Here is a 17,875-nt window from a genome sequence, read left to right on the forward strand (position 1 = left end):
TTCGTGCCACCTGGCCAACCGGACACGGGAGAGATCCACTGACTCGCTCGAGAGAACTCACGAGGTCGATGACCAGCTTCGTCGGCCGGCGCCGCGAGATCGAGGAAGCCCGCGCACGACTGCAACAGTCCCGGCTCGTGTCGCTGCTCGGTGCCGGCGGCGTGGGCAAGACACGGCTGGCCGAGGAACTCGCGGTCCGCTCCGCGCGCGCCTTCCGCGACTCCGTCCGGTGGATCGACCTCGCGCCCGTCCGCGATCCCGCCGCGCTGCCCTCCGCGGCCGCGGCCGCCCTCGGCGTCACCGACCAGTCGAGCCGTGCGGTGATGGACAAAGTGATCGACCAACTGCAGTCCCGGCACCTGCTGATCGTCCTCGACAACTGCGAGCATCTACTGTCCGCGGCACGCGACTTCGTCGGTGCGGTCCTCGCCTCGGCGCCGGAGGTCAGGATCCTCACCACGAGTCGCGAACCGCTCGGGATCGCCGGCGAATTCACGTACGTCCTTCCGCCGCTGAGCACTCCGGGTGACATCGAGGATTGCCGCGCCGCGGACATCGCCCCGTTCGAATCGGTGTCGTTGCTCGTGGAACGCGCGCAGGGCGTCGTCGCCGACTTCCGCCTCACCGACGCGAACGCCCCCGCCATCGCGCAGCTGTGCAATCAGCTCGACGGGATCCCGCTCGCGATCGAACTCGCCGCGGCACGGCTGCGGTCGCTGTCCGCGTCGCAGCTCGTCGAACGCCTCGACCAGCGTTTCACGCTCCTCACCGGTGGCGACCGGGCGGCGATGCCCCGGCAGCAGACGCTGCGCGCCCTCATCGACTGGAGTTACGAACTGTGCTCGGACACCGAGCGGCTGCTGTGGTCCCGGCTCGCCGTGTTCCCCGGAAGCTTCGATCTCGAAGCCGCGGAGGCGATCAGTGGGTTCGGCGCGCTGACGGACACGCCGGTCATCGACGTCCTCGATCGGCTGGTCGGAAAATGTCTTGTCACCGTGGACCGTTCGACCGAGCGACTCCGCTACTCGCAGCTCATGACGGTACGGGAGTACGGGCACGAGCTCCTCGAGCTGAGCGGGGAGCACGACGAGCTGTACCGGCGACATCTCGAGCACTATTCGGAGCGCGCCCGCCGGTCGTCGCTCGACTGGTGCGGGCCAGGACAATCCGAGATCCTCGCGGGACTGCGGATCGACCACCCCAATCTCGTGGCCGCCCTTGACTGGGCCCTGCACGACGACTCACAGCGGGCGGCGGCCGCGGAACTGGCCGTCGCCCTGCGGTACCACTGGATCGCAGGCGGCAACCTGTCCGACGGGCGGATTCGGCTCGAGCGGATACTGCTACGGCTCACCGAACCCACCCGGGAGCGGGGTGACGTGCTGTGGGTGACCGCGTGGACCGCACTCATCCAGGGCGACCGCGACGCCGCGCGCGAACACCTCGACGAATGCACGGCGATCGCGACCGCGCTCGGTGACGAACGACTGCGCGCGCACGCCGACCACTGGGCGGGGATCCACGCCGTGTTCTCCGGCCACCCCGACGACGCCATCCGGCTGTTCCGTGACGCCATCGCCGTCCACCGCGCCGTCGGCGACACCGCCTCGGTGCTGACCGCGTCGTTCGAGATGGGCATGGCGCAGACCTACGACGGCCGGCTCGACGATGCCCTCGAGACGTGCCGTGACGTGATCGCAGTGGCGGATGCGCACGGTGAGAAGTGGAACAAGGCCTACGCCCTGTGGGTTTCGAGCGTCGCGTACTTTCACCTGGGCCGGGGTGACGACGCCGTCGATGCCGCCCAGCAAGCTTTGCGGATCCAACGCGACTTCAAGGACAAGATCTGCACGGCCCTGTCGATCGAGGTGCTGTCGTGGGTGGCCACGTCGAGCGGCGACGCGAACGCGGCGGCGAGGCTGTGCGGAGCCGCGAAAGGTGTATGGCATCGGCTCGGCACGTCCGTCGCGGCGTTCGGCCCGCACATCACCGACGACTCGCTGTCGTCGGAGCGCGACGCTGCCCGCATCGTGGGACCCGGCGAGTTCGCCCAACTCGCAGCGCCTGCGGTCCGGCTCACGATCGAGGAGGCCGTCGATCTCGCGCTGGGAACCCCCACCGAGAACAGGGCGCCACCCCGCGCCGAGGCGTCGCCGCTCACCAAACGGGAACAGGAGATCGCCGGCCTGCTCGCCCAGGGCCTCAGCAATCGGCAGATAGCCGAGTCGTTGGTGATCTCGCGGCGCACCGTCGACGGACACGTCGAGCACATCTTCGACAAGCTGGCCGTCAGCTCCCGCACCCAGGTGGCGGCGTGGGTCGCGGCCCGGGCACATCCACCCGTAGTGGAGACCGGCCGATAGCCGGGACGTAACCGCCGACAGCGCGAAAGGCCCTGCACAGTCGGGAATCTCGACGGTCTATACTCCACCTCGTCGCCCACGGTCGTGGGCTCCACCACGGGGAGGCAACGCATGACGTCGCAGCAGCAGGATACCTCGGCGGACCTCGGCGGACCGCTGGCACCGCCGCCCGCCAGCAGTCTGCCGCTCGCCATTCTTGCGATCATCGCGTTCGTGCCGTTCGGCGTCGTCGCACTGCTGCGCTCGCTCACGGTCCACCGACTGTGGGAGCGGGGCGAGTACGACCTTTCGGTGCGCGCCGCCGCCGACGCCCGTCAGTGGTCGATCCGCGCGATCGCCCTCGGTCTGTCGATCGCGGTGTTCGCGGTCGGGGCGGCTCTGGTGCTGTCGAAGCCCTAACCGGTTGCCGGCGAAACGCTGTGAGCGGGAGCCGCTTCGACCGGCTGCCGCGGCCGTAGCCAGGCGGGCAGCCACCGTGGCTGTGCATCGGTCGCCTGGTCGAGCACGCCGCCCGCCGGATCGTCGATGAAGCCGTACCGCACGAGGTCCTCGTCGGGCCGGTAGATCTGGCGGATGACGAGCGCGCAGATGACCACGACCGCGACGTCGCGGACCACCACCGCGGCGGTGAACCACTGCTCGGGGAGTCCCTTGTTGGACACGCCGAGGTAGTAGAGCATCCGTGGCACCCACACCAGCGCGTCGATCGTCATCCAGGCCAGCAGGATCCGCCGGTGCGGGAACGCGAGCACGGCCAGCGGCACCAGCCACAGCGAATATTGCGGGCTCCACACCTTGTTGGTGAGGAGGAAACCCGCGACCAGCAGGAAACACAGTTGGATCAGTCGCGGCCGTCTCGGTGCCGTCAGCGCGATGTACCCGATCCCGACGCACACGACGGCGAACAGCAGGAAGGACACGGCGTTGAGCACGGTGGGCACCTGACCGGCCGACAGGATGCCGTCGAATCCGGTCCAGCCGGTGAAGGACGAGATCACGTTGTAGACGGAGTCCGGGTCGGCGCCGCGTTCGGAGTTGAGCCGGAAGAATTCGGCCCAGCCGCGTGGGAACAGTAGGGCGATGGGCAGATTGACCGCCAGCCACGCGCCGATACCGGTCAGTGCCGTCACCGACCACTCGCGGACCTTGCCCGTGCGCAGGCACAGCACCAGCAGAGGTCCGAGGAGCAGCAGCGGATACAGCTTGGCGGCACCACCGAGCCCGAGCAGGATCCCGGCGAGCACCGGACGTTTCCGCGACCACGCAAGCAGCCCACCCGCCGCGAAAGCCGTTGCAAGGGGATCGAAATTCGTGAACGCGTGCACGATCACCAGCGGGGAACCGGCGATCAGCGCGGCGTCCCAGATGCGGCGTCCGGCCAGAAGCGCACTCGCCCAGACGGTGACCAGCCACGCCAGCGCCAGACCGAGCGCGACGACGTTGAAATAGATCGCGACCTGCAGCGCACCGGGCAGCCAGTGCACCGCATCCCACGACTTCGTGATCGTCATCGCACCGTACTGGTAGAGCCCGGAGATCACCGGGTACTCCATGTAGCGGCGCTGAATCTGGCCGTTGCCGGCGTCTTCCTCCCACCACTTCTTGTAGGGGAAGGCGCCCTCGTTCAACCGTTCCGCCCCGTACAGGGGCACCGTGTCCGAATAGCACATGGCGACGTACTGCCGGCTGCCACTCCAGTCGAGCCCGAGCGCGCCGTTCTCGCCGACCGGCGCCTGCTGGATGCACGGCGCCTTCGCGAACCAGCCGAGCGCGAGAAACACGATCGCCAGCAACAGAATGGCGCGCATCGGCGTGAAGAACCGGCTGCGCCCGACGACCGCATGCCGTCCGACGGGACCGCCGATCACCCCGGAGAGGTCGGCGGTCAGCGGGTCGGTGCGCCCGGGAAGGTCCCGCCAATCCGCGGAACGCCGATCCTTCGCCAGCGGCGCGGGCGAGACGAATCCCGTCTCGCCCGCGTCGCGGACGGCGTGCGCGTCAGGGTTGTCGGCCACTCCGCGAGGCTACCGGTCGCCGTTAACGGGCCGGAACCTGCTGCTGGCCGTTGCCGGCGTTCGGCGGCGTCGTCGTCTCCGGTTCCGCCGGAACCGCCGGGGCCGCCGTGGTCGGCCTCGGGGCCAGACCCGGAATCGGAATGGTGATCCCGGGCAGGATCTCCACCGGCGACGGTGTCACGACCACCGGCGGCACGAGCTCCGTCGGCAGCTGGAACGTGCTCGTCGGCGGCGCCGACGTCTTGGTCGGTGCCGGCGCCGAATAGGCCGGGATACCTGACTGGCCACCGATCGCACCCGGCTTCGGGAACTTCTCGACGTCGGTGCCCTCGAGGGCGCCGTCCATCGTGTCCTTCCAGATGTCGGAAGGCAGACCGGAACCGTAGATCATGGCGCCGCTGCTGTTCTCCAGCGCCTGACCGTCGGTGGTGCCCACCCAGACCGCCGTGGACAGAGACGGGGTGTACCCGACCATCCAGGCGTCCTTGTTCTTTCCGGTGTCACCGAGCTGCGCAGTACCCGTCTTAGCCGCCGACGGGCGTCCGCCCGCCAGGTTGTGGCCGCGCGAGTACCCGGCGATGGGCTCCATCGCCGACGTCACGTTGTCGGCGACGTCCTTGTCGATGCGGTCCTCACCGGTGTCGCCACCGCGGTCGAGCAGGACCGTTCCGTCCGCGCTCACGACCTTCTGCACGAAGTGCGGGGCGTGGTACGTACCCGAAGCGGCCAGCGTGGCATACGACGACGCCATGTCGAGAACCCGCGACTGGTACTGGCCGAGCACGATGCCGTTGTTCGGACCACTGCCGTCCGGCTCGGTCAGCGACGGCCCGACGCCGGGGATCTCCTTCGGGATGCCCGCCTTGTGGGCCATGTCGGCGATCGCCTGCGGTCCACCGTCGAGCTCGAGTTCCTGACGGTAGAAGCTGGTGTTCAGCGACCGCTTCAGCGCCTCGGCGATGGTGCAGGTGCCGCAGCCCTCGCCCTCGACGTTGCTGATGGTGATGCCGTTGACCGTCAGCTCCGAGCTGTCGTACATCTGCGACAGCGGGATGCCCTGATCCAGGGCCGCGGCCAGACCGAACACCTTGAACGACGAACCGGTCTGCAGTCCCGCGTTCGCGAAGTCGTAACCACCGCCGTCCTCGCCGCCGTAGTACGCGCGCACCGCGCCGGTCTTCGGGTCTACCGACACGACACCGGTACGCAGGTTCTCCGGCTCACCCTCCATGTTGGAGCGCGCCGAATCCACCGCCGCCGCCTGGGCGACCGGGTCGATCGTCGTGGTGATCTCGAGGCCCTCGGTGTTGAGCAGCTGTTCGCTGATCCCGGCCTCACCCAGCTCACGCAGAACCTGATTTTTGATCAGGCCCTCCGGTCCGGAATCCTGGTTGCCGTTGTCGACCTGCGCGATCGGCACGTACGGCGGGTACTGCATCACGGACCGGGCGGACTGCTCGAGCGTTCCCGCCGACACCATGCCGTCGAGCACGTAGTTCCAGCGCGCCTGCGCACCCTCCGGGTTGGTCTCCGGATCGAGCAGCGACGGCAGCTGGATCGACGACGCCAGCACCGCGCTCTCCTCGACCGTCAATTGGTCGACGGGCTTGTTGAAATACGCCTTCGACGCGGCCGCGATGCCGTATGCCCCACGCCCGAAGTAGATGGTGTTCAGATAGGCGGCGAGGATGTCGTCCTTGGACCACTCGCGGGCCATCTTCGACGAAATGACGAGTTCCTTCATCTTTCGCGTCAGCGAACGCTCGGAACCGACCATCGTCTTCTTCACGTACTGCTGCGTGATGGTCGAGCCACCGCCGGCACTGTCCTTACCCAGGACGTTGTCGCGGGCGGCACGCGCGAAACCACCGATCGAGAAGCCGGGGTTCGAGTAGAAGTCCCGGTCCTCGGCAGCGAGCACCGCGTCACGGGTGTGCTTCGGTATCTGGTCGAGCGTCACCTCGGTGCGGTTGCCCTCCGGCGGCACGACCTTGCTGAGCACCGACGTTCCATCGGACGCGTAGATCGTGGCCACCTGGTTGGTCTTGAGGTCGCCGGGCCGCGGGACGTCCTGGACGACGTACGCCGCCATGAACAGCAGGATCGGGATGATCAGACCCATCGCGACGCACGCGTACGCCGTCCGGCGAACGATCTTCCACCGCGACTTCTTCACAGCCGTCTTTCTTCCACCCTTCGGCGGTTCACCACCGCGGCCGCCGCCGGTCTTGCGACCGTTCGACGGCGGAGGTCCCGGCGGGCGCCCACCGGGGCCCGACTGGTTACGCGCCACCGGGGGAGCGCCTGCGGGACGTCCGGGCGGCGGGCCCGGACGACGCGGCGGGGGACCCGGCGGACGGCCACCACCCTGTGGCGGCGGACCGGGACGACGAGGCGGCGGGCCGGGGGGACGGCCACCACCCTGCGGGGGCGGAGGCGGCATCCGTCGCGGCGGCGAGCCGCCCGATCGGCCCGGCGGGGGCCCACCCGCAGGCTGTCCGCCGCGGGGTGGTGGACCTCCGGGGCGTCCCTGTGGCGGGGGGCCACTCGGTCGTCTCGGTCCGTTCGGTCGATCACCCGGGGCGTTGCTGCGGGGGGAACTCACGTACAAATCTCCAGTGGTTGTGGACCGGCTTCAGTCCTGCGTTACGTCTGTGGGCACTCTTCTGCCCGCGTCCGTGTTCGGGCGTGTCTACTCGCTCGCGGTTCGACGGCTCGGAGGCCGTGGCCGTGGCGACGAACGCCTGGGCCGTTTCGGTTCGGGCACGGTACCGAGAACATAGGACTGGACCAAATGGTTCCAGCTGCATGTCCGGCACACCTCGACCACGTGAACCGAGAACTCCTCCTGAGTGGACGCGAGACGCACCAGCTCCTCGGCCGTACGAGCCGAACCCGACACCGGGCCCAACTTGTCACCGAAGACCCAGGAGACCAGAGTCAACTGCTCCTTACGGCAGATCGGGCACACCACATCACTGCCCTTGCCGTGGAACTTTGCGGCACGAAGCAGGTAGGGGCTGGCGTCACACACCTCCGTGACACCCGTCCTGCCCGAGTAGACCTCGGCCAGGAGTGACCGGCGCTGAAGCGCATAGTCCACCACCTGCCGCTGTATCCGCACGGAGACCAGAGTACGTGCGTCGCGTCCGGAGAGAAGGGGTCGGTCGAGTGACGCTGGTCAAACACGGTTGCCGCACTACGATGCCGGTGTGGCCTCAGGACCGTCCTCGCAGACTCGCGCACGTGACCTCGATCGGGTCAACGCATGCAGCCAGCTCGACGCCGCCTACGCCGATGGACAGCTCGGCGCCGGCGAGTACCACGACCGCACCGTCCAGGCCATGTCGGCGAAGACTCTCGCCGAGCTGAACCTGCTGATCAGCGACCTGCAGCTGCCGTCGTCGATCACCGCCCAGGCACCTGTCCGGACATCGGGTGCACCCCGCCGGGCGCTGCGGATCGCGGTCGCGTGCGGGGCGGTGATCGCGGTCGGCGCGATCGGTCTCGCGCTCACCGAGCAGGACGGCCCGGATCCCGTCACCGCACCTGTCCCGGCGCAGGTCGAGAGACCGCTGGCCCAGCCGGAGGTCGAGGTGCCCGCGGTGGAACCGATCATCGTGGGACAGGCGCAGCCCCTCACCCAGGACGGGATCCACGCCCTCTTCGAGCAGTACCGGCAGAGGTTCGGCGATCTCACCGTCCACGAACTGGGGTTGTACAACGAATACGCGATCTTGTCGCGGACGGCCCCGGACGCGCCCGACAAGGTCGACCGGTACGACTTCCGCGGCGGGTTCAAGCCGTCGGGCATCCGCACGCAGCGCCTTCCCGGAACCGGTGAGGTCGACCTCGCGCAGGTAAATGTGCCGGCACTCGTCGCGCTGATCGCCGACGCACCCCGGCTGGTCGGAGTCCCCGACGGCACCATCGGGCACGTTCTCCTCGCCGACGGCGGCAAGGGCCCGACGATCAATGTGTACGTCTACGACAGGGACCAGACCGGCGGAGGCTATCTGCGGGCGACGCTCGGCGGAGACGTATGGCAGGTGAACCCCGCGAACTAGCTCTAAGATCCACCCGTGGCCAGCCGATACCCATCGAACACGCGGGCACGCGACGTCGATCGAACCAACACGTCCGCACTGCTCGACGCCGCATTCGGCGACGGCCAGATCAACGAGTCGGAACACCGCGCGATGTCCGACCTCGCCGCGGAAGCTCGCACCCTCGCCGACCTCGAGGTCCTGGTCAGCGACCTGCAGCGACCCTCAGACGCACCACCGGACGCACGTCCCCCACGCGACACCGCCAAGCACTGGTTCCCGGCCGCCGTCGCCGTCGCCGCAATCGTGGCGGCCGTCGGCGCCTTCACTCTCGTCGACAGCGACGACGCACAGGCCACCGTGACACCCGTCGCGCAGCAGGTCGATTTCGATTCCGTCGAACCGCTGGTCGTCGCGACGCCGAATCCCGTCACACCCGAGGGCATGAAGGTGTTCCTCGACCGGTACCGCGCCAAGTTCGGCGATCTGATCGTCGACGACCTCACGCTCTACGAGGGCGGCCACGCCAGCCTCGAACGTGCGCTTCCCCTCGAACCGAACCGGATGGTGAGCTACGACTACCGCGGCGGGTTCACGCCGTCGCGAACCCCGACCACCCGGAAGGTCGACACCCCCGTGTTCGACCTGTCGACGCTGAACCTCGACCGGATCGGCGGAACGGTCGTAGGCGCCCCGGTGAGCCTGGGCGTCCCCGACGGAGAAGTCAGCCACATCTCGTTCGAAGCCGACGAGGACGGCCCCACCGTGTCGATCTACGTGACCAACGAGTTCAGCGAGAGCGGACACATGGAACTCGACCCGTCCGGTGCACCACTGAGCGTCTACCCCTTCGGCCGATAGGACGTAGATGCCCAGGACCACACTCGCGGGAATCCGCGCCCGCGACTCCGACCGCGCCGACGCCTGCGGGATGCTCGACGCCGCACTCGCCGACGGGCAACTGTCCGCGGACGAACACGCCTCCCGCACTTCCACGGCGATTCGGGCGAAGACGTTCGACGAACTCGACCGCCTCATCGGGGACCTCCAGATCCCCAGCCGGCTCGCGGCGAGCCCCGTCGTGTCGCCGCGCCGCCGCCGCCGGTCGTCGCGACGGTGGGTGTACGCCGCGGTCCTCGTCGCCGCCGCAGCTGCCGCGGGCGGCATCGCCGGAGCCGTCGCGAACAGCGACCTCGGCCCGTCGAAATCGGTGCCGAACCTCACCACCGGTGCCGGGCTGCACTTCTTCCTCGACGAGTACCGCGCCGAGTACGGCGACACCGTCGCCGACGAACTCGGCCTCTACCCGGCTCACGCCGTCTTCGACCGGCCGTCCTCCGGCAACGCCCGGCAATCCGACTCCTACCTCTACGACGGCGAATTCGACGACTGGGGCAGCTCGTCCACCCGATCCGACGACGAGAAGTCCTTCGACCTCGGCACCGTCGACCAGGTCGCGATCGCCCGCCTGCTCGCCGGGGCACCCGAAACCCTGCGCGTCCCCGACGGCGCGGTGGAGATCGTCTCCTTCCGGTACGAACCCGGGTCCGACGACGGACCGCCGACCATCTCCATCCACGTGAAGAACGCCGCCGGCCACACCGGACACATGGTTGTCGGATTCGACGGCGAACCGTTCGACATCTACCCCTACGAGGACTGAGCGTCCAGGGTCGTTGCCCACCAGCCGCCGTCGGGTGCCGTCGGCCGCGGTTGGTCGCCCGATGTGACATTCGTTCAGTCAGACGGTACCGGTGTGACATTCGGCGACGCAGCCGGACACCCGGACCTGGGTAAACAACCTGTGACGGCTTGTCTCATGTATCGAGCGCGCGTATCCTCCTATATATCGGTGCGATACAGTTTTGAATCGCATCACGCGGTTAGGTCGGGCGACTCAGGGGGTGGACGTGCTCGAATTGGCAATTCTCGGGCTGCTCCACGAGTCACCCATGCACGGATACGAGCTGCGCAAACGGTTGACGGGACTGCTGGGTGCATTTCGCGCCTTTTCGTACGGTTCCCTCTACCCGACGCTTCGACGCATGCAGGCAGACGGTTTGATCGCCGAGGACGCAGGCCCTCCGGGGACCGTCAAGCGTCGCGCCCGCCGCGTCTACCAGCTCACGCCGATCGGCAAGGAGCGGTTCAAGGAACTGGTCGCCGACACGGGTCCGCAGAACTACACCGATGACGGATTCGGCGTTCATCTCGCCTTCTTCAGCCGCACTCCCGCAGAGGCGCGGATGCGGATTCTCGAAGGCAGACGACGCCAGGTCGAGGAGCGCCGTGAGGCGCTTCGCGACGCGATCGGAAAAGCGAGCGGCACGCTGGATCGCTACACCAAGCAGCTCCACCAGCTCGGTCTCGAATCCAGTGAGCGTGAAGTGCGCTGGCTCAACGAGCTGATCGCCGCCGAGCAATCGACAGCAACACCTAAGAAAAAAGGAGAACCCGACCATGGGTGAGAACAGCACCGCGGTGCGCGTGGCCATTGTGGGCGTGGGGAACTGTGCCTCGTCCTTGGTTCAGGGCGTGCAGTACTACAAGGACGCCGACGAGACGGCGACCGTTCCCGGCCTCATGCACGTCAAGTTCGGCAAGTACCACGTGCGCGACGTCCAGTTCGTCGCCGCGTTCGACGTTGACGCCAAGAAGGTCGGATTCGACCTGTCCGAGGCCATCTTCGCCAGCGAGAACAACACCATCAAGATCGCCGACGTCCCGCCGGCCGACGTTCCGGTGCTGCGCGGCCCCACCCTCGACGGCATCGGCAAGTACTACGCCGAGACCATCGAGATCTCCGAGGCCGAGCCCGTCGACGTCGTCAAGGCCCTGAAGGACGCCAAGGTCGACGTGCTGGTCTCGTACCTGCCCGTGGGTTCCGAGGACGCCGACAAGTTCTACGCCCAGTGCGCCATCGACGCGGGTGTCGCGTTCGTCAACGCCCTGCCCGTGTTCATCGCCTCCGACCCCGAGTGGGCCGCGAAGTTCAAGGACGCCGGCGTCCCGATCGTCGGTGACGACATCAAGTCGCAGGTCGGCGCCACCATCACCCACCGAGTGATGGCGAAGCTCTTCGAGGACCGCGGCGTGCAGCTCGACCGCACCATGCAGCTGAACGTCGGCGGCAACATGGACTTCAAGAACATGCTCGAGCGTGATCGCCTGGAGTCGAAGAAGATCTCCAAGACGCAGGCCGTGACGTCGAACCTGACCCGCGACCTCGGTCCGGGCAACGTGCACATCGGCCCGTCGGATCACGTCGGCTGGCTCGACGACCGCAAGTGGGCGTACGTCCGCCTCGAGGGTCGCGCCTTCGGTGACGTTCCGCTGAACCTGGAGTACAAGCTCGAGGTCTGGGACTCCCCGAACTCGGCCGGCATCATCATCGACGCCGTCCGCGCAGCCAAGATCGCCAAGGACCGCGGCATCGGTGGACCCGTCTACCCTGCGTCCGCGTACCTGATGAAGTCCCCGCCGGTCCAGATGGCGGACGACAAGGCTCGCACCGAGCTCGAGGCGTTCATCATCGACGCGGAGTAACCACCGCGCACCAGCAGTAGCCGAATGCACCTTTCGACGTCTTCACGGCGACGAAAGGTGCATTCGCCTTTGTGTTCGATTTCTTGTCAGACCCTCCCTCTACGGTGACACCCAGGATTCATCGAGGGAGGCGTGATGTCCGACAACACTTTCGATCGAGAGATCGACGACGCCTGGACCGAACTCCAGGACCGTCTGACCGGGTACGTGCACGTGATGGAGGACGACGACGAGCTGGTGCTGCAGTCGCAGTACGACAGCGTCGACGACGGTCTCGTCGAGACCGCCGCGTGCGTGCGGTTCTTCGCGTGGGCCGGCGACAAGGTGCGGTGCGAGGTGCCGTCCAACCGCTTCCTGCACCCGGCGCGGGCACTCACCGAGGAGGAACACGATCGGCTGATCGAGCTCGGCTGGAATCGCCCCGACCTGTGCGAGCATGTCGACGAGGGCAACGGTTCCGCGTCGTACTACCTCGACGCCGACCGGGAGGACGCCCACCTGCTGGCGTCGATGACGGTCACCGTGTTCCGGGAGATCTGGGACCTTCTGCATCCCTCGTTCCTGAAGGCGATCACCGGTGGCCGGGGCGAGACCCCGGAGTTCGGTACGGCCGATGTCCCGGCCCAGCTGCGCGACGGCGCCGGGCTGCGCGACCGTGTCGATGCCGCGGTCGAATCCATGCTCGAGCAGGCACCGGGCAAGGACGCGGACGGCGACATCCTCGTCTGGGTCGGCGACCTCCCCACGTATGTGCGGGTGATCGAGGAGGACGCCCGCGTCGAGGTGTTCGCCCGCGTGGTCCACACGATCAGCGATCGCACGCGCACCGCGGAGGCGCTCGCCGATCTCAATCGCCAGTGGCCCGACATCAAGTTCCTGCTCATCGTCGACAACGTGGTCGCCGTCATGCGCGTCGACGGATCACCGTTCGTCGCGGATCACCTGGTGTCGGTGTTCCGGATGTTCGAGCATTTCGTGGACACCGTCGACGACGCGTTCGCCGAAAAGCTCGGCGGCAAACTCAATTCCACACCCGGCGCCACGTCCTCGTACGCCGAGCACGAATGCGAGGACGAGTTCCCCGCCGCCCTCGTGACCCTGATCCACCTCGACTCCGAGAGCGGGCTCGACCCGGACGACGTCGCGGAGATCTGCGGACGCGACCGCGACACCATCCTCGAGTTCCTCCGGCTCTGCACCGAGCAGGAGATCGAGTGGCGCCACAACGCGGAACTCGCCCGCGAGGAAGAGCCCGAGGAGGCCGACATGTGTGAGGACGAGGCGAGTGCCTGGGCCAAGACGACGGAAAGCCTCCGCGCCGCGCTGCGGGTTGTGGTGCTGCCGAACAGGACTCCGCCGCGCGGCGGGTTTCAGAACCTCGGCTAACCCGGCAGCGGGATGATGACGCCCGGCAGGATTTCGATCTGGGTCGGCGCCGGGACGGGTGCGGGCACCGGGGGGACGGGCGGGACCGGGACGGCCGGGGGCGGAACCTCGACGGGTGCCGGGGTGGGAGCACCGGGCGGCGGGACAACCCCGCTGGTGCCGGTTCCCGTTTCGTCGCCGCTGGTTTGACCGGTCCACGTGGGCACACCGGCCTGGCCGCCGATCGGGTCGGGCCACGGGAAGTCTTCCCAATCGGTGTCTTCGAGGGCGCCGTCCATCGTGTCTTTCCAGATGTCGGACGGCAGACCCGAACCGTAGATCAGGCCGCCCCAGCTGTTGTTGATGGCGGTGGCATCGGCCTTGCCGATCCACACCGCCGTCGCCAGCGACGGCGTGTAACCGACCATCCAGGCGTCCTTGTTCTCGCCGGTGTCCCCGAGCTGCGCCGTGCCGGTCTTCGCCGCGGACGGGCGTCCCCCCGCCAGCGCGTGGCCCCGCGAGTACGAGGCGATGGGCATCAGTGCCTGACTGATGTTGTCGGCCACCGCGGCATCGAGCCGGCGCTCACCCGGACTGGGCGCACGGTCCAGGAGCACGACACCGTCGGCGGTCACGACCCGCTGTACGAAGTACGGCTGGTGGTGGATGCCCGACGCCGCGAGCGTCGCGTACGCGGACGCCATGTCGATCGGCCGCGACAGGTACTGGCCGAGGACGATGCCGCCCTCGGGTTCGCCGCCGTTCTCGCTGAGCGTCTTACCCTGCACCCCGGGAATGAACTCCGGGATCCCCGCCTTGTGGGCGGCGTCGGCGATGGCCTGCGGACCGTTGTCCAGCGACATCATCAACCGGTAGAAGCTCGTGTTCAGCGACCGCTTCGTCGCCTCGGCGATGGTGCACGTGCCGCAGGACTCGCCCTCCACGTTGCCGATCTGCACGCTGCCGACGGTCAGCGGTGCACTGCTGAACCGGGCGGAGAGGGGGATGCCCTGCTCCAGCGCCGCGGCCAGGCCGAACACCTTGAACGACGACCCCGTCTGCAGCGGCGCCTGGGCGTAGTCGAAGCCGGCGCCGTCCTCGCCGCCGTAGTACGCGCGCACACCGCCGGTGCGGGGATCGATCGACACGACCGCGGTCCGCAGCCCCGGGTCCTCCCCTTCGAGGTTGTCGTGGACGGCGTCGATCGCGGACTGCTGCGCCCTCGCGTCGATCGTGGTGGTGATCTGCAGTCCCTCGGTGTTGAGGGTCTGCTCGGAGATTCCCGCATCCGACAACTCGCGCAGCACCTGGTTGCGGATCAGGCCGTCGGGGCCGGGCGCGGAGTTGGCGTCGGTGGGCCGGTTGGACGGGGCGGTGACCGGGAATTCGGCCGCACTGCGGTCCTGCTGACTGAGCACACCCATCGCGACCATGCCGTCGAGCACGTAGTTCCAGCGCGCCTGCAGCTGGTCGAGGTTGGCCTCGGGGTCGAGGTAGGACGGGCTCTGGATCACGGAGGCGAGCACCGCGCCCTCGGCCACCGACAGGTCGCCGACCGGCTTGTCGAAGTAGGCGCGCGACGCCGCCTCGATGCCGTACGCGCCGCGCCCGAAGTAGATGGTGTTCAGGTAGGCGGCGAGAATTTCGTCCTTGGACCACTCGCGGGCCATCTTGGTGGAGATCACGAGTTCCCGCATCTTGCGGTACACGTTGCGGTCCGCACCGACCAGCACGTTCTTGACGTACTGCTGCGTGATCGTCGACCCGCCGCCCGCGCTTTCCTTGCCGAGGACGTTGTCGCGGGCGGCACGCATGAACCCGGTGACGGAGAAGCCGGGGTTGGAGTAGAAGTTGCGGTCCTCCGCCGACAGGACCGCGTCGCGAACGTGCTGGGGAATGGCGTCGAGCGCGATCTCGGTGCGGTTGCCCTCCGGCGGGATCACCTTGGTCAGCTCGGTGGTGCCGTCGGCGGCGAAGACGGTGGCCACCTGATTGGTCTTCATGTCCGACGGGCGCGGGACCTCGGCGCGGACGTAACTGACCAGGAACCCGACGAGCGGGACGACCAGCAGCAACGCGATCACAACCAGGCTGACCCGGCGGACCGTGCGCCACCGGTTGCGCTTCTTCTTCCCGTCCGGTGGTGGAGTGGTCGTGTCAGCCGAACCGTCGTCCACGGGCGGTGTGCCCCCCGGATCGGAGGCATGGTTGCCCGTCGCGTCGTTGCCAGAACTCACTTCCACACTCCCGGTCAGTTATCCGGTCACGGAGGATCATCGCACCCACCCGTACGTATGTTATGTGAATGGCCTCGAGTGTGACGCGCGCCGCGCTAACGCTCAGCAAATATCATACCGACCGTACTGTTTCAGTACATCCGGTTCCGGGCGACGACCGCCAGCCCCGACAGCACCAGGCATCCGAGCAACACCAGCGCAGGGGTGACGCCGGGGTCGCCGCGGACGACCTCGACGACCGCGGCGATGAACGCCATCACCGTGAAGAACCCGAGGATGCCGATCAGAACCTCGAGCCGCTGCCGCTTCGCCACCGGATGCATGACCGACACCTCTCCCCTCGCTCCGCTCGACCGTTAACTCTTCACGCCGCCGGCCGTCAGGCCCGACACGATGCGACGCTGGAACAGCAGCACCATGATCACCAGCGGAATGGTGACGATCGTGCCCGCCGCCATGATCGCCGCGTACGGCACCACGTGCGGGTCGTTGCCGGAGAACCGGGCGATCGCGACCGTGACCGGTTCGGTGGCGTCGCTGGAGAGCTGGCTGGCGAGCAGGTACTCGTTGACGGTCGCGATGAACGCGAGGATGGCGGTGGTGAACAGGGCGGGCGCCGCCAGCGGCAACATCACCAGCCGGAACGCCTGACCGCGGCTGGCGCCGTCGATCCGCGCCGCCTCCTCGAGCTCCCAGGGAAGTTCCTTGAAGAACGACGTCAGCGTGTAGATGGTGAGCGGCAGGACGAACGAGATGTTCGGGATGATCATCGCCTGGTAGGTACCGATCCAGCCGATGTTCGTGAACAGCTGGAACAGCGGGGTGACGAGGGCGACGACTGGGAACATCGACGCGCCGAGCACGATGCCGACCACCACGTACTTGAACCGGAACTCGATGCGGGCCAGCGCGTAGGCGGTGAAGATGCCGACGGCGAGGGCGACGACGGTGGTGATTCCGCCGATGATCATGCTGTTGACGACGGCCCGGGTGAAGTTGTTGCCGCTGCTCGTCGACAGCGCGTTCTGGAAGTTCTCGAGCGTGACGTGCGTGGGCCAGGGTGTGGTGTCGAACGTGTAGTCGGGGTCGCGGAACGCCGTCACCATCATCCAGTAGAACGGCGCGAGCCCCCAGACGAGGATGATCGCGACACCGATGTAGATGCGGGAGTTCTTGAAAGCGAATCGCTTCGGACGGTTGCGGCGGACGGGCCTGCTCGGGAGTTCGAGCTCCGGGGCGCGATGGGTCACGGCTTCGGCCCCTTTCGCTGGGCTTCCTGAGTCTCGACGGCGTTGGCGCCGAGGAATTTCACGAGGACGAACGCCACCGCGAAGATCAGGAGGAACGTGATGGTGGAGAGCGCGGACGCGCTGTTGAACCCTTGCCGCACCTGGTCGACCACGAGGATCGACACCGTCGTGGTGGCCGGGTTGCCGCCGGTCAGGATGGCGGGCAGGTCGTACATGCGCAGGGCGTCCATCGTGCGGAAGAGGATCGCGACCATCAGCGCCGGCTTCACCAGCGGGAGCGTGATCTGCCGGAACCGCTGCCACGCGGAGGCGCCGTCGACCCGCGCCGCCTCGTACACGTCCTGCGGGATCATCTGCAGTCCGGCGAGGATCAGCAGGGCCATGAAGGGTGTGGTCTTCCAGACGTCCGAGATGATCACCGCGAATCGGGCGGGCCACGCGTCCGACGTCCACAGGATCTCGGTGCCGAGGAGGCGGTTGGCGATGCCGTCGTAGGCGAAGATGAAGTACCAGAGCTTGGCGGTGACCGCGGTCGGGATGGCCCACGGGATCAGGACCGCCGCACGCAGCAGGGCGCGGCCCTTGAACGTCTTGCCCATGATGATCGCCATCCACAGGCCGATCGCGACCTCGAGGCCCACCGTGACGACGGTGAAGAACGCGGTGTTCCCGACGGCCGACCAGAACTGCGAGCCGAGCGTGCCGGGCGGGCACGCCACGGCCACCCCGCTCGGGGAGGTGCACTGCTGCAGAATCCAGTGCGTGTAGTTGGTGAATCCGGCCCAGCCGCCTTCGACGAACATGCCGGTCGACGGATCGAGTCCCGCGTCCTTCTGGAACGACATCACCACTGCCCGGATCACCGGGTAGCCGATGACGACGGCCAGCACGGCCAGCGTCGGCACGACGAACAGCCACGCGCGGCGACTGCTCAGCCCAAAGCGTCGCCTGTTCTCGCTCTTCTCACGCGAACCGCGGCCGGGGTCGTTATCCCCGGCCGCGGGACGGGCCGGCGCTCCACTGGTGGTCCCAGTCGGAACGGCCATGTTCACT

At 67.8% G+C, this 17,875-nt stretch carries 15 protein-coding genes; 8 read left to right on the forward strand and 7 right to left on the reverse strand.

Annotated features, from left to right (window positions below; genetic code table 11):
- The first annotated feature begins 68 nt into the window (after nucleotides 1–68).
- Together FND50_RS35495 and FND50_RS35500 are read left to right on the forward strand one after the other, a co-directional pair.
- Nucleotides 69–2,363, forward strand: coding sequence for a LuxR C-terminal-related transcriptional regulator (locus tag FND50_RS35495; protein ID WP_144288871.1), 2,295 nt, complete (start codon nucleotides 69–71; stop codon nucleotides 2,361–2,363).
- Between the two features lie 111 nt (nucleotides 2,364–2,474).
- Complete coding sequence (locus FND50_RS35500) at nucleotides 2,475–2,762, forward strand: CD225/dispanin family protein (RefSeq protein WP_144288872.1); 288 nt, start codon at nucleotides 2,475–2,477, stop codon at nucleotides 2,760–2,762.
- Here the strand turns inward: FND50_RS35500 and FND50_RS35505 are convergent.
- The 3 genes from FND50_RS35505 to FND50_RS35515 form a co-directional block, all read right to left on the reverse strand.
- On the reverse strand, nucleotides 2,759–4,378 hold the full coding sequence (locus FND50_RS35505) for a glycosyltransferase family 87 protein (RefSeq protein WP_144288873.1): 1,620 nt from the start codon (nucleotides 4,376–4,378) through the stop codon (nucleotides 2,759–2,761). The genes FND50_RS35500 and FND50_RS35505 overlap by 4 nt on opposite strands.
- 22 nt (nucleotides 4,379–4,400) lie before the next feature.
- Nucleotides 4,401–6,671 carry a transglycosylase domain-containing protein gene (locus FND50_RS35510; RefSeq protein WP_144288874.1) on the reverse strand — a complete coding sequence of 757 codons (2,271 nt, stop codon included), beginning with the start codon at nucleotides 6,669–6,671 and terminating at the stop codon, nucleotides 4,401–4,403.
- Nucleotides 6,672–7,070: 399 nt separating this feature from the next.
- Nucleotides 7,071–7,481 (reverse strand): DUF5318 domain-containing protein, encoded by a 411-nt coding sequence (locus FND50_RS35515; RefSeq protein ID WP_005264437.1) that lies wholly within the window; start codon nucleotides 7,479–7,481, stop codon nucleotides 7,071–7,073.
- 109 nt (nucleotides 7,482–7,590) lie between these two features.
- Between FND50_RS35515 and FND50_RS35520 the strand changes: the two genes are divergently transcribed.
- From FND50_RS35520 to FND50_RS35545, 6 genes are all read left to right on the forward strand, one after another.
- A complete protein-coding gene (locus FND50_RS35520; protein ID WP_144288875.1) occupies nucleotides 7,591–8,445 on the forward strand; it encodes a DUF1707 domain-containing protein in 855 nt (284 codons plus the stop codon).
- 15 nt (nucleotides 8,446–8,460) lie between these two features.
- Nucleotides 8,461–9,285, forward strand: a complete 825-nt coding sequence (locus FND50_RS35525) for a DUF1707 domain-containing protein (protein ID WP_144288876.1) — start codon at nucleotides 8,461–8,463, stop codon at nucleotides 9,283–9,285.
- 7 nt (nucleotides 9,286–9,292) lie between these two features.
- Entirely contained in the window at nucleotides 9,293–10,087 is a 795-nt protein-coding gene (locus FND50_RS35530) for a DUF1707 domain-containing protein (protein WP_144288877.1), read from the forward strand.
- 247 nt (nucleotides 10,088–10,334) lie between these two features.
- Nucleotides 10,335–10,892, forward strand: coding sequence for a PadR family transcriptional regulator (locus FND50_RS35535; protein WP_005264441.1), 558 nt, complete (start codon nucleotides 10,335–10,337; stop codon nucleotides 10,890–10,892).
- Nucleotides 10,885–11,970 (forward strand): inositol-3-phosphate synthase, encoded by a 1,086-nt coding sequence (locus FND50_RS35540; RefSeq protein WP_144288878.1) that lies wholly within the window; start codon nucleotides 10,885–10,887, stop codon nucleotides 11,968–11,970. The genes FND50_RS35535 and FND50_RS35540 overlap by 8 nt, the downstream gene beginning before the upstream one ends.
- 135 nt (nucleotides 11,971–12,105) lie before the next feature.
- The gene (locus FND50_RS35545; protein ID WP_144288879.1) at nucleotides 12,106–13,356 is read left to right on the forward strand and encodes a T3SS (YopN, CesT) and YbjN peptide-binding chaperone 1; all 1,251 of its coding nucleotides are present in this window, start codon (nucleotides 12,106–12,108) and stop codon (nucleotides 13,354–13,356) included.
- Here the strand turns inward: FND50_RS35545 and FND50_RS35550 are convergent.
- The 4 genes from FND50_RS35550 to FND50_RS35565 form a co-directional block, all read right to left on the reverse strand.
- Complete coding sequence (locus FND50_RS35550; RefSeq protein ID WP_144288880.1) at nucleotides 13,353–15,572, reverse strand: transglycosylase domain-containing protein; 2,220 nt, start codon at nucleotides 15,570–15,572, stop codon at nucleotides 13,353–13,355. The genes FND50_RS35545 and FND50_RS35550 overlap by 4 nt on opposite strands.
- 131 nt (nucleotides 15,573–15,703) lie before the next feature.
- On the reverse strand, nucleotides 15,704–15,895 hold the full coding sequence (locus tag FND50_RS35555; RefSeq protein WP_144288881.1) for a hypothetical protein: 192 nt from the start codon (nucleotides 15,893–15,895) through the stop codon (nucleotides 15,704–15,706).
- Nucleotides 15,896–15,928: 33 nt separating this feature from the next.
- A complete protein-coding gene (locus FND50_RS35560) occupies nucleotides 15,929–16,822 on the reverse strand; it encodes a carbohydrate ABC transporter permease (protein ID WP_005249640.1) in 894 nt (297 codons plus the stop codon).
- Nucleotides 16,819–17,868, reverse strand: coding sequence for a carbohydrate ABC transporter permease (locus FND50_RS35565; RefSeq protein WP_065492653.1), 1,050 nt, complete (start codon nucleotides 17,866–17,868; stop codon nucleotides 16,819–16,821). The genes FND50_RS35560 and FND50_RS35565 overlap by 4 nt, the downstream gene beginning before the upstream one ends.
- Between the last annotated feature and the right edge of the window lie 7 nt (nucleotides 17,869–17,875).

Source organism: Rhodococcus sp. WB9, from assembly GCF_007558985.1.
In the GTDB taxonomy this organism is placed as follows: domain Bacteria; phylum Actinomycetota; class Actinomycetes; order Mycobacteriales; family Mycobacteriaceae; genus Rhodococcus_F; species Rhodococcus_F opacus.

Excerpts from the sequence above, each read along its gene's own strand:
- FND50_RS35495 (WP_144288871.1), top strand. The coding sequence starts at position 69 with ATGACCAGCTTCGTCGGCCGGCGCCGCGAGATCGAGGAAGCCCGCGCA.
- FND50_RS35500 (WP_144288872.1), top strand. The coding sequence starts at position 2,475 with ATGACGTCGCAGCAGCAGGATACCTCGGCGGACCTCGGCGGACCGCTG.
- FND50_RS35530 (WP_144288877.1), top strand. The coding sequence starts at position 9,293 with ATGCCCAGGACCACACTCGCGGGAATCCGCGCCCGCGACTCCGACCGC.
- FND50_RS35540 (WP_144288878.1), top strand. The coding sequence starts at position 10,885 with ATGGGTGAGAACAGCACCGCGGTGCGCGTGGCCATTGTGGGCGTGGGG.
- FND50_RS35545 (WP_144288879.1), top strand. The coding sequence starts at position 12,106 with ATGTCCGACAACACTTTCGATCGAGAGATCGACGACGCCTGGACCGAA.
- FND50_RS35555 (WP_144288881.1), bottom strand. The coding sequence starts at position 15,895 with ATGCATCCGGTGGCGAAGCGGCAGCGGCTCGAGGTTCTGATCGGCATC.
- FND50_RS35565 (WP_065492653.1), bottom strand. The coding sequence starts at position 17,868 with ATGGCCGTTCCGACTGGGACCACCAGTGGAGCGCCGGCCCGTCCCGCG.